Here is a 15,931-nt window from a genome sequence, read left to right as displayed (position 1 = left end):
GCCCCGGTATTTCTCTCGGCTGTTTCTCTCGCCGGCTTACTCGTTCCGCAGCAGCGGCGCCGCCTTGACCGACAGGGCCCGGAAGGTGCCGGCGAACCCGAACAGTAGGGTGACGCCGACCGCCAGAGCCATGGTGACGGCGACCGAAAGCGGCAGGAACCCGAACTCCAGATCCATGACCTGCGTCACGATCACCCAGCCTGCGATGGTGCCGATCACGGCTGCGATCGCGGCCGTGACCAGGCCCATTAGGCCGTATTCCAGCAGAAAGGCCTTGCCGACGGTGGTGCGCGTTGCGCCCAGAACCTTCAACACGACAGAATCGTAGATTCGGCGATGGTGTCCGGCTGCCACGGCACCGGCGAGGACCAGCACGCCCGCTAGGACCGTGACGCTCGCCGTGGCGCTGACCGCAGTCGCTATGTCGCGCAGGGTTTCTGCGAAGCCGGCCAGCGCCTCCTTGACCCGAATAGCCGAGATGTTGGGGAAGGCATCGGTCACGGCCCTCTCCAGCGCGGATTCCTGTGAGGCGTCCAGATGCACGGTGGCGATCGAGGTCTGCGGCGCGGCCTCCAGCAAGCCGGGGGAAAAGATCATCACGAAGTTGATGGTCAGTTCCGACCAGTCGATGGTGCGCACGTTGGCGATTTCGACCTCGACGTTGCGGCCGAGGATGTTGATGGTCAGGCGGTCGCCGAGCTGCAGGCCGAGCGCCTCCTGAATGTCCTCGTAGAGCGAAACCAGCGGCGGGCCGTTGTAGTCCGCCGGCCACCATTCGCCCTCGATCACCGTCTCGCGCGCCGGCTGCTCGCGAGCCCAGGTCAGACCGCGGTCGCCCTGGAAAACCCACTGAATGTCCTCCGGCAGCTCCATGTCCTCGGGCCGCTGGCCGTTCACGCCGACGATCCGGCCGCGCAGCATCGGAACGGACTCCACCTCGTCGACGCCCTCGAACTCGCGGACCAGGTCCTTGAAGGGGGCAATTTGCTCAGGCTGGATATCGATGAAATAGAAGCCCGGCGCTTCCTCCGGCATCTCCTCGACCACTTGGTTGCGCAAGTTGCCCTCGACCAGTGCGATCGCCACCAGCACCGTCAATCCCAGGCCCAGAGACATCACGACGTTGCTGGTCGGTGCGCCGGGCCGATGCAGGTTCGCGATCGCCAGCCTCAGACCCGGATAGCGAACGCGCGGCAGTCGTTTAGCCAGCCAGATCACGCCCAGCGCCGCGACACGGAAGGCAACGAGCGCGCCGACGGCGCCCACCACGAAACCGGCTGCGAAGTTCCGCTCGTCGGAGCCGAGGATCGCCAGGGCAGCCAAAGCGGCCGAGGCGACCGCCAGGGCGGCGAGCGCCCAGGCCGGCGGCAACGCCTGAGCGCGCTGGATCATGTCCCGAAACAGGCTGCCGGCCGGGATCTGTTGCGCGCGGGCTAGAGGCCAGAGGGAGAAGACCAGAGTGGTCAGCACCCCGAAGGCCGCGGCCTCGATCAGCGGCGCCGCATAGACGCCGCCCGCGAAATCGAAGCCCATGCGGGCTTCGAGAAAGGGGGCTGCGGCGACCGGCACGCCCGCACCGACCGCCAGTCCGGCAAGGATTCCAAGCGAAGCCAAAGCCAGAACTTGCAGGAGATAGGTCTGAAAGATCAGGAAGGCCGGGGCGCCAAGGCACTTCAAGGTCGCGATGGTGGCGCGCTTTTCGTCCAGGAAGGCCCGCACCGCGTTGGCGATCCCGACGCCGCCGACCAGCAGGGCCGTCAAACCGACCAGTGTCATGAACAGCGCGACCCGCTCGACGGAATCGGCGAGACCGGGTGCTGCGTTCTGGAGGTCGCGGATGCGCCAGCCGGCGCCGGGCAGATCCTCGCCCAGGCGCGCCCGCCAGTCCTCCAGGTTTTCGCCGGCCGGCAGGTCGACACGATAGTGGTAGTAGATCAGGGCGCCCGGCTGCTCCAGGCCGGTTTCGGCCAAGGAGTCCAGCGCCACCATGGCGCGGGGCCCCAAGGTGAAGGCACGGGCCGCCCTGTCGGGCTCGCGCGCGACGGTGCCGCGGATCTCGTACTCGACCTCGCCGATGCCGATACGGTCGCCGACCTCTCGGTCCAGGCGGAACAGCAGCCCTTCGTCGACCAGGACGCCCCAGACGCCGTCGCGTCGTTCCAGGGCGGAGTCCAGCGCGATCCCTTCGTTGTTCGTCGCCTCGCCGTAGAGGGGATAGAGGTCGTCCACGCCTTTCAGCTCGACCAGGCGGCGCGTATCGGGCGCTTCGACGTTCCGCGCCATGCCCCGCATCTCCGCGGTTCGCGACAGCCGCGTGGAATTGTCTTCCAACCACGCCACCTCGAGATCGGTGGCCTTGCGGTGGATCAGGCGCAGTTCGACCTCGCCGCCCAAGAGCGCGCGGCCGTTCTGGGCCAGGCCGTCGAGCATGGCGGAGGAGAGAGAGCCGACTCCGGCAATCGCGGCGACGCCAAGCAGCAGGCAGGCCAGGAAGATCCGGAAGCCCTTGAAGCCGCCGCGCAGTTCGCGCCGTGCGAAGCGCAGAGCGAGCGGGCCGTTCGGACTGGCGGGTGCGGCTGCTTGTGGAGAGTCGAGGGTCGCTTCAGCCATGATCGTCTCAGACGCCCGCCGCCAGCTTGGGTTCCGCCACCTCGGCCTTAGGCGTCTTGCTCGCCGACGCCGTGCCATCGTCGATGATCTGCCCGTCTGCGAGGCGGACGGTGCGGCTGCAGCGCTCGGCCAGCGAGGGGTCGTGGGTGATCAGCACCAGCGTGGTGTCGTGGTCGCTGACCAGATCGAACAGCAATTCGATGACCTTCTCGCCGGTGTTTCCGTCCAGGTTGCCCGTCGGCTCGTCGGCCAGCAGCAGGCGGGGTTGCACCGCGAAGGCACGGGCCAGCGCCACGCGCTGCTGTTCGCCACCCGACAGTTGACCGGGATAGTGGGTCAGGCGGTGACCCAGGCCGACCTGCTGCAGTGTCTTGGAGGCCTGCTCGAAGGCGTCGCGTCGGCCGGCCAGCTCCAGTGGCACCGCAACGTTCTCGAGTGCCGACATGGTCGGTATCAGATGGAAGTCCTGAAAGACGATACCGATCCGCTCGCCGCGAAAGCGGGCCAGCGCATCTTCGTCCAGGTCGCCGAGGTTCTTTCCGTCGATCGCGACGCTTCCGGAGGTCGCGCGTTCCAGCCCCGCCATCACCATCATCATCGAGGACTTGCCGGAGCCGGAGGGCCCGACCACCGATACCGTCTCGCCGCGCGTGACGTCGAGTCGGAGGCGGCGCAGCACCTCGACCGGGCCCGCCTCGTTGCGGTAGGTGAGCACCAGGTCGTTCAAACGGATCATCGGCTCGGTCATGGGGTCTCCTGGGCGGGCCGGTTCAAGCGAGGAAAGCATGAGCGCTATGCGCGGATATGGGCGGTTGTCGGCGGATTGAAAGTCACTCGTGACTCTACGTAGGCGGGACCCGAACCGATCAGTCGAGGTAAGGATCGCTTGATCGTCGCCCAGGGACGCTTAACTTTTGGGGCGCTATGCGACTCCTGGCTCCTCTCTTTCTCGTTCTCGCCTTCGCTCTTCCAGCGCAGGCGGAACCTCTCAAGATCATGGCCTTCGGTGACTCGCTGGTCCATGGCTACGGCTTGCCTGCCGGTGACCCCTTCCCGGCGCAACTGCAGGCCCGCCTGCAGGATGAAGGCTACACGGACGTGAGCGTCCTGAACGCTGGTAATTCCGGGGACACCACGGCCGCCGGTCTGGCCCGGATCGGCTGGGCCTTGGCCGACGACCCCGACGCGATCATCGTCGTGCTCGGGGCCAACGACGGTCTGCGCGGGATCGAGCCATCCAACACGCTGCAAAACATGGATGCCTTGCTGGCGGAGCTAGAGCGCGCGGAGATCCCCGTCCTGCTGACCGGCATGCTGGCGCCTCGCAATCTGGGCGCCGACTACGCCGAGGCTTTCGATGCTGTCTTCCCGAGCCTGCGGGAGACCTACGACCCGGTCTACTATCCCTTCTTTCTGGAAGGCGTGGCGACGGTACCCGAACTGAATCAGGCCGACGGCATTCACCCCAACTCTCAGGGCGTCGCTACGATTGTCGAGAACATCCTTCCCAAGGTGGAGGAATTGATCCTGCGCGTCCGTGAGCGGAGCGCGGCGGCCGAGGGATGACGGACGGCCTTTCCGCGGCTGCCAGCCATTTCCGCGACGCTTACGGCCTCGGCGATACCCCGGAACAAGCGATCGATGCCGCTCTGGCACGGCTGGTGACGTCGCAGGGCGAGTCCGAACGCCCCCCTCCAGGCCTAGGCGTCGTCTACGTCAACGAAGCCATGTGGCCGCTCCAGGACCGTCTGGTCCCGCTGCTCCGGCAGAGAACAGGCGTGCAGCGCTGGATCGGAACGGTCGGCGGCGGGATCATCTCGGGGTCCCGCGAATTCTATGATCGCCCGGCGGTCGCTCTCCTGCTCGCCAACCTGACTGAAGATCGTATGCAAGCGATCGATCCCGGCGGGCTGCCGCCGTCATCCGCTGGCTTGGGACCTCGGCTGGGGATCGTTCACGGCGATCCGCGCTCTCCCGGATTGACCGACGGACTGATGGCTCTCGCCGGCGCGGAGTCCTACCTCGTCGGCGGTCTGGCAGGCGGGGCGGATCGCTTCGTCACTTTCGGCGAGCGGGTCTACGACGCGCCTGCGGGTCACGGCCTGTCGGGTGTCCTGCTGGACGGTACTCTGCCGGTCGCGGTTGGTCTCACTCAGGGCTGCTCGCCGGTGGGGCCGGTCAGGCGCATCACCTCGGCCGAGCGCAACGTGGTCGCCGAACTGGACGGACGGCCGGCGTTGGAGGTTCTCAAGGAAGATGTCGGCGAGTTGCTGGCGCGCGATCTGCGCCGTGCGGCCGGCTATATTCATGTCGCCTTTCCGCTGCAGAACTCGGACCGCTCCGACTATCTGGTGCGGAATCTGGTCGGGATCGATGCCGAGCGCGGCCTGATCGCCGTCGGGGAAGCGGTCGAGCCCGGCCGCGCCATGGTGTTCGTCCGCCGCGATCCTGCCAGCGCCCGCAAGGACTTGGAGCGGATGCTCACCGACACTTTGGCCCGAGCGAAAAGCGCGCCGAAGGCTGCGCTTTACTTCTCCTGCGTGGCGCGCGGGCGGAGTCTGTTCGGCGAAGAGGGATTGGAGGCGACGCTCGTGCAGCAGGCCCTGTCGCGCGCCAACGGCGGCAGCGAGGTGCCGACCATCGGTTTCTTCGGCAACGGCGAGATTTGCCATGATCGCCTTTACGGCTACACGGGCGTTCTGACGCTGTTTCTTTAGCAAGGTTCTTCGAAATCGGGGGAAGAGACCATGGACTACCGTCCGCTCGGGCGTAGCGGTATCGAGGTGAGCGCGATCTGCCTCGGCACCATGACTTGGGGCACCCAGAACACGCCGGAGGAAGGTTTCGCGCAGATGGATCTGGCGCGCGAGCGAGGCGTGACCTTCTTCGATGCCGCCGAGATGTATCCGACGCCGCCTTCGGCCGAAACCCAGGGCCGGACGGAGGAGATTATCGGCGACTGGCTGGAAAGCCGGCGTTGCCGGACGGAAATCGTCGTCGCGACCAAGGTGACGGGCCCCGGCTCGCGCTTCCCCTACATCCGCGGCGGCGACACGCGACTGGACCGTGCGAACATCGAAGCGGCGGTCGAGACCAGCCTGAAACGCCTCAAGACGGACTACATCGACCTCTACCAGCTTCACTGGCCGGAGCGCTCGACCAATATCTTCGGCCAACTCGGCTACCGGCACGACCCCGACGAACAGCCAGTGCCGCTGGAGGAGACCCTGGGTGTGCTGAGCGATCTGGTCGCGTCCGGCAAGGTGCGGTCGGTCGGCCTGTCCAACGAAACGCCCTGGGGCACCATGACCTGCCTGAAGCTTGCCGAGCAGGGCAAGGGACCGCGCGTGGCCTCGGTCCAGAACCCCTACAGTCTGCTGAACCGTAGCTTCGAGGTCGGACTGTCGGAAATCGCCATCCGCGAAGACTGCGGCTTGCTGGCCTATGCGCCCATCGCGGCGGGCGTTCTCAGCGGAAAATACCTGGACGGCGCTCAGCCGGCCGGCGCGCGCCTGACCCTCTACCCGCAGAACAGCCGCTATCGCAAACCCACGTCGGAAGCGGCGGTGCGCAAGTACGTGGAGCTTGCGCGCGCGCACAGCCTGCGGCCGGAAGTAATGGCCAATGCCTTCGTCGTCTCGCGCCCCTTCACGACGGCCTCCATCGTCGGCGCGACTTCCGTCGAGCAACTAGAGATCCAGCTCTCGGCTTCCCAGGTGCGGCTTTCAGAGGAGGTTCTAGAGGGGATCGAGGCTATCCACGCCGAACACACCATTCCCTGCCCCTAACGGAGATCCGACGGTCACGAAATGCTCTAGGGCCCGCCGCGGAGCGACTGCAAGCCCTGCTCGACGGCCTGCCGGCGAGGGTCGTCGGTCGCCAGGTTTTCGGTCAGGGGCTCCGCTCTCTCCAGAGCGTTGACCGCCTCGTCGCGGCGACCCAACACGGCATAGGCGCGCGCAAGCCTCAACCAACCTTCCAGATCGTCCGGCGTTTCCTCCAGCCGATTGGCCAGCCCCTCGACCATGCCCTGCACCATGGCTTGGCGCTCCTCGGGGCTCATGTCCTGGGCAGCGTCCATCTGCTCGCGCGTCGGACCCGGCTGCGGACCCGCGCGAGGGCCGGATTGTCCGTCTGCGAAAGAGCCCCCAGGGGACATGACGGCCGGTGGACTGCCGACCGGTGGCAGGCGCGAGGCCGTGTCGAAGTCGCCCGGTTGGAGACCAGCTCTGTTTGCGACCTCGGTCAGTCGGGCCATGACCTGTCCGCGCCCGGCGATATCGGGCGGCAGCTCCCGCAGCAGTCTGGCCCAGGTCTCGACCGCCTGACGCGGTTCGCCGACCTGCTCGTACATCACCCCGACGTAGTAGATCGCAAGAGGTTCCTCGGGGTTCTGCCGCAGCGCTTCCTCGATCTCGCGGCGCGCCTGCGGCGTGACCACGCCGTCGTTTGCCGCGATCAGTGCCTCGGCGCGGCTAGACCGAAGATCGGCTCTGTCGAAGCCGCGCGCGATGGCCTCGCGATAGGCTTCGGCCGCCTGGAGATAACGTCCGATTACGGCGTAGTTGCGCGCCAGGATCTCCCAGCCGCGAGGATCGCTGGGATCTTCCTGCATGCGCGCGGCCAGCTCGGCAATCAAGCGCTCGCGCTCGTCCGACTGTTGCCGTTCGGCGGCGCGCTCGGCGAAGGGCATCGAGGGCATGCCGGGCGACCCGAGACTGTAGAGATAGAGACCGAGCGTGCCGAGTGGCAGAAAGGCCGTCAGCACCATCGCCAGGACCTTGGCCGGCTGACCGGCGCGCATGCTGTCCTGGCGTTTCTCCGCTTCTGCCGCCCTGAGCAAACGCCGTTCGATCTCCGCCTGGGCGGCCTGCGCCTCGGAGGGAGTCAGGTTGCCGCGCTCCAGTTCGCTGGCAACTTCCGCCAGTTGGTCCTTGTAGACCTGCAGGTCATAGGCCGCGCTGGAGGGCTGATCGAGCTCCCGGCGGAGCAGGGGGCGTAACAGCAGCATGACGACCACGGCGGACAGCGCGGCCGCGGAAATCCAGAAAATCCAGCCGGTCATGCGTCTGATTCGTCCAGCAGGCGTTTTAGCCGCGCGCGCTCCGCGTCCGTCAGGGGCTCGGCCAGCTCGGCGGTCTTCGGCCGGCGCAGCAGATAGAAACCGACGCCGATGCCGCCCAAAAGCAGGACGACGGCGGGGCTGTACCAGAGCAGATAGGTTTCGGGCTTGATCGGCGGTTTCATCAGCACGTAGTCGCCGTAGCGTGCCTGCAGGAAGTCCAGAACCTGGCCGTCGCTGTCGCCGGCAACCAGGCGTTCGCGCACCACCAGCCGCATCTGCCGGGCGATTTCGGCGTTCGAGGAGTCGATGGCCTCGTTCTGACACACGACGCAACGCAGGTCCTTGGACAGCGCTCTCGCGCGTGCCTCCAGGTCCGGATTGTTCAGGATCTCGTCGGGCATCAGCGCCGCGGCCGGTGCCGTCAGCGAGATGGCAACGAGAAAGGCGGCGATCCGGCCGAGGATCCGTTTCTTGGGGCTGATCGCGCGGGCGATTCCAAGTCTCTCGTGCATCACTTCCGTGCCTCCTCCACCGCCGGCAGGATCAGGGACTCGACTTCGGAGGGATGAATTGGGCCGACGTGGCGGTAGCGAATTCGGCCGCTGCCGTCGATCACGAAGGTCTCCGGCACGCCGGTCAGGCCCCAGTCGAGACTGGTGCGACCCCGGGGGTCGGCGCCGATCCGGCTGTAGGGGTTGGTCAGTTCGTCCAGAAAACGGACGGCGTCCTCCGCCTCGTCCTGATAATTGATGCCGACTAGGCGGATCCCCTCCTGCTGGTTCAGCCGGACGAGAATCGGATGTTCCGCGCGGCAGGGTACGCACCAGGAGGCAAAGACGTTGACCAGCGTGACGTCGCCGGTCGCAAGGTCGCTACTGGCAAGGCCCGGCGTGTCGATCCCCTCGATCGGCGGCAAGGCGAACTCGGGGGCCGGCCGGTCGATCAGGGCCGAGGGCAAGCGGCTCGGGTCGCGGCCGCTGTCCAAAGCCCACCAGAACGCAACGCCGGCGCCGCAGAAGATGATCAACGGCAGAAGATACAGGAGGTATCGCATAAAAAGCCTTGTTACTCCGCCAGGGCGAGCCTTCGTCGCTACTCCGCAGGTTGCATGGCTGGACCGGCAGGTGCCCTCGTCCGTCGCGGAGCCCCGACCCGCAGGCGCCGATCGCTCAGGGACACGATCCCTCCCAGCATCATGACCAGCGAGCCGAGCCAGAGGAACGGGACCAGCGGCTCGTAGTAGATCCGCACCGTCCAACCCTCGCCCTGCTCTTCCTTGTCGCCGATCACGGCATAGAGGTCGGCCAGCCAGCGGGTATGGATCGCCGCCTCGGTGGTCGGCATATTGGCGACCGGATAGATCCGCTTTTCCGGGGTCATGACGGCGACGAAGGCCCCGTCGCCGTCGCGCACCGTAAAGCTCGCCGTCTCGGATAGGAAATTGGGACCCGGCAGGCGTTCGACACCCTCGAAGGTGAAGCTGTAGCCGGCGACGTCCTTGGTTTCCCCTGGCTGCATGACGGTAATGCTCTCGACCTTCCAGGCAGTCGAGCCGACCATGCCGGCGATGGCGATGGCGAGGCCGCTGTGGGCCAGAGCGGTACCGTACTGGGAGCGGGGCAAGCCGCGTGCACGTGACCAGCTATCCGCGAAAGGTGCGCGGAACAGCTTGGTCTTGGCCGCCAGATCCGTGAAGGCGGCGACGAAGAGCCAGGCCGCGAGACCAAGGGCCAGGGCCGCAAGCAGCGGTCCGCCGCTCTGCAGGTAGAGCGTGATCAGTCCGACGGCCAGCGCAACGACTGCCGCGACCTTCAGGCGGCTCAGCACACCGGACATGTCGGTGCGTTTCCAGGCCATCATCGGTCCGAAGCCCATGACGAAGACCAGCGGCAGCATGAGCGGCACGAAGGTCATGTTGAAGAAGGGCGGGCCGACGGTCACCAGGCCGCCGCCGACGGCGTCCAGGATCAAGGGGTAGAGCGTACCGATCAGAATGGTGGCCGTCGCCGTGGCGAGCAGCAGGTTGTTCATGACCAACCCGCCCTCTCGGCTGATCGGCGCGAAAAGCCCGCCTGGCTTCAGGGTTGGCGCGCGAATAGCGAAAAGCGTGAGCGAGCCGCCGATCACGATGATCAGCATCATCAGGATGTAGAGACCGCGCTCGGGATCGCTGGCGAAGGCATGCACCGAGGTCAGCAGTCCGGACCGCACGATGAAGGTGCCGAGCAGCGAGAGCGAGAAGGTCAGGATCGCCAGCAGGATCGTCCAGACCTTGAGGGCGTCGCGCTTCTCCACCACCACAGCCGAGTGCAGCAGGGCAGTGCCGAGCAACCAGGGCATGAAGGAGACGTTTTCGACCGGATCCCAGAACCACCAGCCGCCCCAACCGAGCTCGTAGTAAGCCCACCAGCTGCCCAACGCGATGCCGCCGGTCAGGAAGACCCAGGCGGCCAGGGTCCAGGGGCGCACCCAGCGTGCCCAGGCGGCGTCCACCTTGCCCTCCAGCAGCGCCGCAATGGCGAAGGCGAAGGCGATCGAGAAGCCGACGTAGCCCAGATAGAGCATCGGCGGATGGAACGCGAGGCCGGGATCCTGCAGAAGCGGATTGAGGTCCTGGCCGTCGAGCGGTGGCGGGAAGACCCGCTCGAAGGGATTGGAGGTGAAGAGCGTGAAGGAAATGAAGCCGATTCCGATCAGCCCCTGGATTCCGATTACCCGAGCCTTGAGGCTCGGCGGCAGATTGCCGCCGAACAGCGCCACCGCGCCGCCGAAGACCGCCAGGATCAGGATCCAGAGCAGCATCGAGCCCTCGTGGTTCCCCCAGACACCCGTGATCTTGTAGAGCATCGGTTTGGCGGAGTGGGAGTTGGCTACGACGTTCACCACGGTGAAGTCGCTGACCACGTAGGCGTAGGTCAGGGCCGCGAAGGAGACGGCCGTGAGGAAAAGCTGTGCGACCGCGGCCGGACTGGCCGTCGCCATCCAGGCGGCGTTTCCGCGCTGGGCACCCCACAGCGGTACGACCGTCTGCACGGTCGCGACCAACAGTGCCAGGATCAGCGCGAAATGGCCGAGTTCTGGGATCATGACCGCAAGTCCTTCCTGACTGGGCCGAAGCATCGGACGTTCGGACGTCGGCGAGATGCCTCAGGCTCTTAAACGACGGCCCGACCCGTCGGCTGTCGGGGCCGATCCTGTCTGTCGCTACCTCGGCGGCGGCTGGCCACTCTCCGGACGCCACTCACCGGACGCCTTCAGCGCCTCAGCAACCTCGGTCGGCATGTAGTTCTCGTCATGGCGCGCCAGCACTTCGCGCGCCACAAAGGTCGTTCCGTCCTCGCCGATCGATCCCTGCGCCACCACGCCCTGCCCTTCGCGGAAGAGATCCGGCAGAATCCCCGTGTAGGTCACGGGAATTGCGTTGGCCAAATCAGTGACGCGAAAGGCGACGTGATTGCCTTCGAGCTGCTGAACCGAGCCCTCTTCGACCAGACCGCCGATCCGGACGTACTGATCGGGCGCGAGCCCTTTCTCGGTGATGTCGGTCGGGGAGTAGAAGAAGACGAGGTTGTCCTGGAAGGCCGTCAGGGCCAGGGCTGTGGCCGTTCCGAGAGACAGCATGCCCAGGACAGCGATCTGAAGCCGGCGGCGCTTGCGAGTCACGAGGTTGCCTCCTGCCCGGCGGTCTCACGGCGCCGGCGCGGACTGGCGGCTCGCAGAGCCTCCAGCCTGTGCTCGCGTGCGCGGAGGTCCCGTCGAGACGCAATGAAGAAATAACCCATCACCAGGGCCGCCAGCCCGAAGCAGGGCCAGATGAAGGGGCCGTGTCCGCCCATGTCGAGGTAGGCGAGTAGCGTTTCCATCGGCCTAGCGATCCTCCGCCCGCGCCGCGCCAAGCGCCCGCAGGCGTGCGGCCAACAGCTCGCTCTTGGTGCGCATGATCAGGACCACGACGAAGTAGAGCGTAAACGCCAGGGCCATGAGGCCGAGGGGCCAGAGCATCGATTCATGCACCGCCGGTGTCCCCAGCCGCGAAACGCTGGCCGGCTGATGGAGGGTGTTCCACCAGTCGACAGAGAACTTGATGATCGGAAGGTTGACCACGCCGACGAGGCAGAGCAGCGAGGCGGACTTCTGTCCGCGCTCGGCATTCTCGAACGCGTTCATCAGGGCCATGTAGCCGAGGTAGAGGAAGAAGAGGATCAGGACGGAGGTCAGGCGCGCGTCCCAGACCCACCAAGTGCCCCACATCGGCTTGCCCCAGAGGCTGCCGGTCGCGAGCGCCAGGAAGGTGAAGGCGGCACCGATGGGCGCGGCGGCCTTCGCCGTGATCACGCCGAGCGGATGCCGCCAGATCAGGTAGCTGGCCGATCCGGCGGCCATGCTGGCATAGACGAAGAGGGCCATCCAGGCAGCGGGCACGTGGATGTACATGATCCGCACGGTCTCGCCCTGCTGATAGTCGGCAGGCGAGGCGAAGAGCGCGAGGTAGAGGCCGGCCGCCAGGCTGACCACCAAACCGGCCAAAGCCCAGGGATAGACGAGGTCGGCCGCGCGCATGAAGCGTGCCGGATTTGCGAAACGGTGCAGCGAACGGCTTTCGCTGGCGGTTGTGGCTGCGCGACTCACGGCTTGGATCCCACCAAAGGAAATTCGATCCGTTTCCATCCTGTTTCGCATGGCTTGAAGCTGCGTAATTTGCGCTACGTCATGCGGTTTTGTTTTTTTGCCCCCGTAACATGAGCAGCGAAGGGTCGCGGGTCTAGAGCAATAGGCTCAATTCTGTGCGAACAAATCGCGGCCGACCCGCCTTATCGCGTTGGAATCCGGCACAAATCCGGTCGTTTCGACAGTCCGGTCCCCTATTCGACAGATTGCCGCAGGGCGGCCGCGCCGGCGAAGGCCGCCAGGGGCAGAGTCCCGGCCAGAATCGCCCCCAGCAGCAGCAGATGCGGTCGGGCGGAGAAACCCTGGAGGCTGGCATCGACCGCCGAGACGCCGAAAATCAATACTGGGACGTACAGCGGCAGGACCAGCAGGGGAACCAGAACGCCTCCGCGTCTGGCCCCCAGCGCCACGGCGGCGCCGACTGCGCCGATCAAGCTGAGACTGGGCGTTCCCAGCGCCATCGCAGCCATCAAAACCGCATAACCCTCGGTCGGTAGTCCGTAGAGCAGACCGATCAGCGGCGCGGCCGCCAGCAGTGGCAGGCCGGTGGTCAGCCAGTGGGCCAGCACCTTGGCGATCACTACGATCTCCAGGGGAAGCGGTGCCTGGGCGAGCAGTTCCAGGTTGCCGTCCTCGTAGTCGGCCAGGAATAGCCGTTCCAGAGACAGCAGCACGGCCAGCAGCGCGGTGACCCAGACGATGCCGGGCGCGATCCTGGCCAGCAGGTTCGGCTCCGGACCCAGGCCGAAGGGAAAGAGTGTCGCCGTCAGGACGAAGAAGAGCACCACCGTCAGGGCGTCCCCGCGCTGACGCAGGGCGAGGCGCAGGTCGCGGGCGACGACGGCGGTCAGCGGTCCGCCTACCAAGGGTCGTCCTCCGGATCCGGCAAGACCGGCGGAAAGTCGTCGATGGCCAGCACGTGGGGGCTCTCTCCAGGAAATCCGATGTGTGTGGCAACGGCGGCCAAGCCGCCAGCCGCCCGGTGCTCCGCGACGGCCTGTGCCAAGCGCTCCACCGAGCTTTGATCCAGCCCGACGGTCGGTTCGTCGAGCAGCCAGAGCTTGGCTGCGCCCAGGGTGATCCGTGCCAGCGCCAGCCGCCGCTTCTGTCCGGCCGAAAGAAGGCGGCCCGGTCGATCGGCCAGATCGGCGAGATCGAAACGGGCGAGTGCCCGGTCGACCTCCATCGGCTCGAGTCCGCGCACGGCGGCCCAGAACCGAAGATCCTCCAGCGCGGTGAGCGCCGGCTTCACGGCCTCGCCGTGTCCGAGATACCGCAGCCGTTCGTGATGGGCCTCCAACTCGTCCCAGACTTCCCGCCCGTTCCAGGCAAGACGACCGACGGCGGGGCGCAGCAATCCGGCCAGGACCCGCAGCAAACTGGACTTGCCGGCCCCGTTCGGGCCGGTGAGGAGCAACAGTCCGCCGGCCTCTAGCACGAAGCCGAGCTCCGCAAAAATCGCCCGGTCGCCGCGGATGCAGCCGAGATCTGAGGCTTCGAAGAGAGGCATGGGACGGGCGGTGAACTCTTGCGGGTGAGGCGAGCCGGAAAACTGAGCCAAAAATTAGCCGGCGAAACGACAGATGAGGCGGGACAGAGCCTTACGCCCAGCCTTCCCGTCAGGCAAGGCCGGCGCGTTCAGCGAGCGTCAGTCGGTCGCGGCGCCTTGCGCAGGAAGCAGAGCTTGGCCTTACCGTACCTCCGCTCGTCGAGCGAGACGAAATCCGGCGGCGGGTTCGCGTCTTCGCTTTTCAGGAGTTCCAGACAGATCAGGGTTCTTTCGGAGATCCATCCGGCTTTGCTCAGGGCTTCTAGAGCCGGACGCGCGAGACCCTGGTTGTAGGGCGGGTCCATGAAGACGACGTCCGCCGCCGCGCCGGCTTCGGGCGGATGCAGCACGTCGCGGTCGTGTATGCGGCAGGCCTGTGCCGACCCGAGAGCGGAGACGTTGGCGCGCAGAGCGGTCAGCGCCGGTGCGTAGCGTTCCAGGAAGTCGACCTGAGCTGCGCCGCGCGACAGTGCCTCCAACCCCAAGGCACCGGTGCCGGCGAAGGCATCCAGGATGCGGGCGCCGGGCAAGGGAGAGACGCCGCCGGTTAGGCGGCCGCCCTCCAGGATGTTGAACAGGGCTTCACGGGTCCGATCCGCGGTCGGCCGCACGCCCTCTCCGTCCGGTGCGATCAGGCGCTTGCCGCGCAGACTACCGGCGACGATGCGCATCGGCCGCGATCCCCAGTTCGTCCGCGAGCTTCGCGCCAAGCTGTTCCTTCAGAACCTTGGCCGGGACCTCCTCGACCTCCCCCGGTTTCAAGGAGCCTAACTGGAACGGTCCAAAGGACAGGCGGAGCAGCCGGCTGACCTTCAGCCCGATGGCTTCGCAAACGCGCCGGATCTCGCGGTTCTTGCCTTCGCGCAGCGCCATCGTCAGCCAGGTGTTCGCGCCGCCCGACCGGTCGCCGGGTTTGTCGTCCAGAGCAGCTTCGATCGGGCCGTAGCGCACACCCTCGACCTCGATCCCCTCGCGTAGGCGCTGTAGGGCCTTCGGCGCTACGGTTCCGTAGACTCGGACGCGATAGCGTCTGCGCCAGCCCGTGGCCGGCAGTTCGAGTTGGCGCTTGAGCCCCCCATCGTTGGTGAGAAGAAGCAGACCCTCCGAGTTCAGGTCCAAACGACCGACCGGCATGACGCGGGGCAACCCGGGCGGAAGGCGATCGAAAACCGTGGGACGGCCCTCGGGATCGCGGGCCGCGGTTAGCAGGCCTGTCGGCTTGTGATAGCGCCAGAGTCTGGGCGGTTCGCGCCGTGGCAGCGGCTCTCCGTCGACTGTGATGCGTTGTTCGCTCGTCACCTTGACGGCCGGGCTCGTCACGGTCGCCCCATCGAGCTCTACACGGCCCTGGGCAATCAGGGTCTCCGCCTCGCGGCGCGAACAGAGGCCGGCACGGGCGATCGCCTTGGCGATGCGTTCGCTGTCCGCTGCGGTCTCCGACCCTTCGAAAACGTCGGCCCCTTGTGATCGGCCGGACTTGCCGGGTTTGGCCAAGAGTTCCGCCCTTAGAGACGGCTCTCGTCGAAGTCGACGCAGGACAGATCGAAGGCCGCCAGTCCCTCTTCCAGATAGTCCGGCAGCAGCGGGATCCCGATCAGATACTCGGCGGTCCGGTTGTTGTGTCGTTCGCCGGCGGCTTCCGTCGCCTCGCTCCACTGGTCCGCCTCGTAGTCGCCACGGCCGAGCCAAGTCAGCGCTACCAGTTCGATCTGCTCCTCTTCATCCAGATTGCGGATAAAGGTCGTCAGCTCCTCCAGAATGCCGTCTTCGCTGGACGATTCGAGGGGATCGTCCTCCTCGTCTCCATCGCTGTCCTCGTCGGCGCCATCCAGGCCGCCGGCAGCGCCCAGTTCTTCTTCGGCGTCGTCGTCCAGATCGACTTCGTCGTCCTCGGTTTCCGCTCTGATGAGGCCTTCTTCCTCGTATTCGCGCATCTTCACGACGACGAAACAGACCTTGTCGACGTCCATCTCCAGCATGGAGAACTCCTTGGGGATTCGGCAGGTTGGCGATTTGTGACGGGGCACTTAACGCGAAGC

The 15,931-nt window shown here is 66.4% G+C and carries 17 protein-coding genes; 3 read left to right on the top strand and 14 right to left on the bottom strand.

Annotated elements, in window-relative coordinates; all coding sequences use genetic code 11:
* Positions 1-36: 36 nt before the first annotated feature.
* Both ACO054_RS16950 and ACO054_RS16945 read right to left on the bottom strand, forming a co-directional pair.
* Positions 37-2,610, bottom strand: a complete 2,574-nt coding sequence (locus ACO054_RS16950) for an ABC transporter permease (RefSeq protein WP_421707766.1) — start codon at positions 2,608-2,610, stop codon at positions 37-39.
* 7 nt (positions 2,611-2,617) lie between these two features.
* Positions 2,618-3,358: an ABC transporter ATP-binding protein gene (locus ACO054_RS16945; RefSeq protein ID WP_421707765.1), complete on the bottom strand. Its 741-nt coding sequence runs from the start codon at positions 3,356-3,358 to the stop codon at positions 2,618-2,620.
* A 248-nt stretch (positions 3,359-3,606) separates the two neighbouring features.
* On the opposite strand from ACO054_RS16945, the gene ACO054_RS16940 reads away from it, so the two are divergent.
* From ACO054_RS16940 to ACO054_RS16930, 3 genes are read left to right on the top strand one after another with little or no spacing between them, the layout of a single operon-like run.
* A complete protein-coding gene (locus ACO054_RS16940; protein WP_421707764.1) occupies positions 3,607-4,176 on the top strand; it encodes an arylesterase in 570 nt (189 codons plus the stop codon).
* Complete coding sequence (locus ACO054_RS16935; RefSeq protein WP_421707763.1) at positions 4,173-5,327, top strand: FIST signal transduction protein; 1,155 nt, start codon at positions 4,173-4,175, stop codon at positions 5,325-5,327. Before ACO054_RS16940 ends, ACO054_RS16935 begins: the two co-directional genes overlap by 4 nt.
* Positions 5,328-5,357: 30 nt before the next feature.
* Entirely contained in the window at positions 5,358-6,398 is a 1,041-nt protein-coding gene (locus ACO054_RS16930) for an aldo/keto reductase (protein ID WP_421707762.1), read from the top strand.
* 26 nt (positions 6,399-6,424) lie between these two features.
* Here the strand turns inward: ACO054_RS16930 and ccmI are convergent, their stop codons facing one another.
* The 12 genes from ccmI to ACO054_RS16870 all read right to left on the bottom strand — a co-directional run bounded on the left by ccmI (position 6,425) and on the right by ACO054_RS16870 (position 15,871).
* Positions 6,425-7,675 (bottom strand): c-type cytochrome biogenesis protein CcmI, encoded by a 1,251-nt coding sequence (gene ccmI, locus ACO054_RS16925; RefSeq protein ID WP_421707761.1) that lies wholly within the window; start codon positions 7,673-7,675, stop codon positions 6,425-6,427.
* Positions 7,672-8,187 carry a cytochrome c-type biogenesis protein gene (locus ACO054_RS16920; protein ID WP_421707760.1) on the bottom strand — a complete coding sequence of 172 codons (516 nt, stop codon included), beginning with the start codon at positions 8,185-8,187 and terminating at the stop codon, positions 7,672-7,674. Before ACO054_RS16920 ends, ccmI begins: the two co-directional genes overlap by 4 nt.
* Positions 8,187-8,729, bottom strand: coding sequence for a DsbE family thiol:disulfide interchange protein (locus tag ACO054_RS16915; protein ID WP_421707759.1), 543 nt, complete (start codon positions 8,727-8,729; stop codon positions 8,187-8,189). Before ACO054_RS16915 ends, ACO054_RS16920 begins: the two co-directional genes overlap by 1 nt.
* 38 nt (positions 8,730-8,767) lie before the next feature.
* Positions 8,768-10,762: a heme lyase CcmF/NrfE family subunit gene (locus ACO054_RS16910; RefSeq protein WP_421707758.1), complete on the bottom strand. Its 1,995-nt coding sequence runs from the start codon at positions 10,760-10,762 to the stop codon at positions 8,768-8,770.
* A gap of 117 nt (positions 10,763-10,879) precedes the next feature.
* Positions 10,880-11,338, bottom strand: a complete 459-nt coding sequence (ccmE, locus tag ACO054_RS16905; RefSeq protein ID WP_421707757.1) for a cytochrome c maturation protein CcmE — start codon at positions 11,336-11,338, stop codon at positions 10,880-10,882.
* On the bottom strand, positions 11,335-11,538 hold the full coding sequence (ccmD, locus tag ACO054_RS16900) for a heme exporter protein CcmD (RefSeq protein WP_421707756.1): 204 nt from the start codon (positions 11,536-11,538) through the stop codon (positions 11,335-11,337). Before ccmD ends, ccmE begins: the two co-directional genes overlap by 4 nt.
* A 4-nt stretch (positions 11,539-11,542) precedes the next feature.
* Entirely contained in the window at positions 11,543-12,304 is a 762-nt protein-coding gene (locus ACO054_RS16895) for a heme ABC transporter permease (protein ID WP_421707755.1), read from the bottom strand.
* A gap of 233 nt (positions 12,305-12,537) precedes the next feature.
* Positions 12,538-13,209: a heme exporter protein CcmB gene (gene ccmB / locus ACO054_RS16890; RefSeq protein ID WP_421707754.1), complete on the bottom strand. Its 672-nt coding sequence runs from the start codon at positions 13,207-13,209 to the stop codon at positions 12,538-12,540.
* Positions 13,203-13,853 (bottom strand): heme ABC exporter ATP-binding protein CcmA, encoded by a 651-nt coding sequence (gene ccmA, locus ACO054_RS16885; protein WP_421707753.1) that lies wholly within the window; start codon positions 13,851-13,853, stop codon positions 13,203-13,205. The genes ccmB and ccmA overlap by 7 nt, the downstream gene beginning before the upstream one ends.
* A 128-nt stretch (positions 13,854-13,981) precedes the next feature.
* Complete coding sequence (rsmD, locus tag ACO054_RS16880) at positions 13,982-14,563, bottom strand: 16S rRNA (guanine(966)-N(2))-methyltransferase RsmD (protein WP_421707752.1); 582 nt, start codon at positions 14,561-14,563, stop codon at positions 13,982-13,984.
* On the bottom strand, positions 14,544-15,386 hold the full coding sequence (locus tag ACO054_RS16875; protein ID WP_421707751.1) for a pseudouridine synthase: 843 nt from the start codon (positions 15,384-15,386) through the stop codon (positions 14,544-14,546). Before ACO054_RS16875 ends, rsmD begins: the two co-directional genes overlap by 20 nt.
* Positions 15,387-15,397: 11 nt before the next feature.
* On the bottom strand, positions 15,398-15,871 hold the full coding sequence (locus ACO054_RS16870; RefSeq protein WP_421707750.1) for a DUF3775 domain-containing protein: 474 nt from the start codon (positions 15,869-15,871) through the stop codon (positions 15,398-15,400).
* Positions 15,872-15,931: the final 60 nt, after the last annotated feature.

The organism is Algihabitans sp., from assembly GCF_965226985.1.
Classification (GTDB): Bacteria; Pseudomonadota; Alphaproteobacteria; order Kiloniellales; family DSM-21159; genus Algihabitans.
This window is presented reverse-complemented; position numbering and strand designations above follow the sequence as displayed.

Coding starts and splice junctions, on each gene's coding strand:
- ACO054_RS16950 (WP_421707766.1), bottom strand. CDS start 2,610: ATGGCTGAAGCGACCCTCGACTCTCCACAAGCAGCCGCACCCGCCAGT.
- ACO054_RS16945 (WP_421707765.1), bottom strand. CDS start 3,358: ATGACCGAGCCGATGATCCGTTTGAACGACCTGGTGCTCACCTACCGC.
- ACO054_RS16940 (WP_421707764.1), top strand. CDS start 3,607: ATGGCCTTCGGTGACTCGCTGGTCCATGGCTACGGCTTGCCTGCCGGT.
- ACO054_RS16935 (WP_421707763.1), top strand. CDS start 4,173: ATGACGGACGGCCTTTCCGCGGCTGCCAGCCATTTCCGCGACGCTTAC.
- ACO054_RS16930 (WP_421707762.1), top strand. CDS start 5,358: ATGGACTACCGTCCGCTCGGGCGTAGCGGTATCGAGGTGAGCGCGATC.
- ccmI (WP_421707761.1), bottom strand. CDS start 7,675: ATGACCGGCTGGATTTTCTGGATTTCCGCGGCCGCGCTGTCCGCCGTG.
- ACO054_RS16920 (WP_421707760.1), bottom strand. CDS start 8,187: ATGCACGAGAGACTTGGAATCGCCCGCGCGATCAGCCCCAAGAAACGG.
- ACO054_RS16915 (WP_421707759.1), bottom strand. CDS start 8,729: ATGCGATACCTCCTGTATCTTCTGCCGTTGATCATCTTCTGCGGCGCC.
- ACO054_RS16910 (WP_421707758.1), bottom strand. CDS start 10,762: ATGATCCCAGAACTCGGCCATTTCGCGCTGATCCTGGCACTGTTGGTC.
- ccmD (WP_421707756.1), bottom strand. CDS start 11,538: ATGGAAACGCTACTCGCCTACCTCGACATGGGCGGACACGGCCCCTTC.
- ccmA (WP_421707753.1), bottom strand. CDS start 13,853: ATGCCTCTCTTCGAAGCCTCAGATCTCGGCTGCATCCGCGGCGACCGG.
- rsmD (WP_421707752.1), bottom strand. CDS start 14,563: ATGCGCATCGTCGCCGGTAGTCTGCGCGGCAAGCGCCTGATCGCACCG.
- ACO054_RS16870 (WP_421707750.1), bottom strand. CDS start 15,871: ATGCTGGAGATGGACGTCGACAAGGTCTGTTTCGTCGTCGTGAAGATG.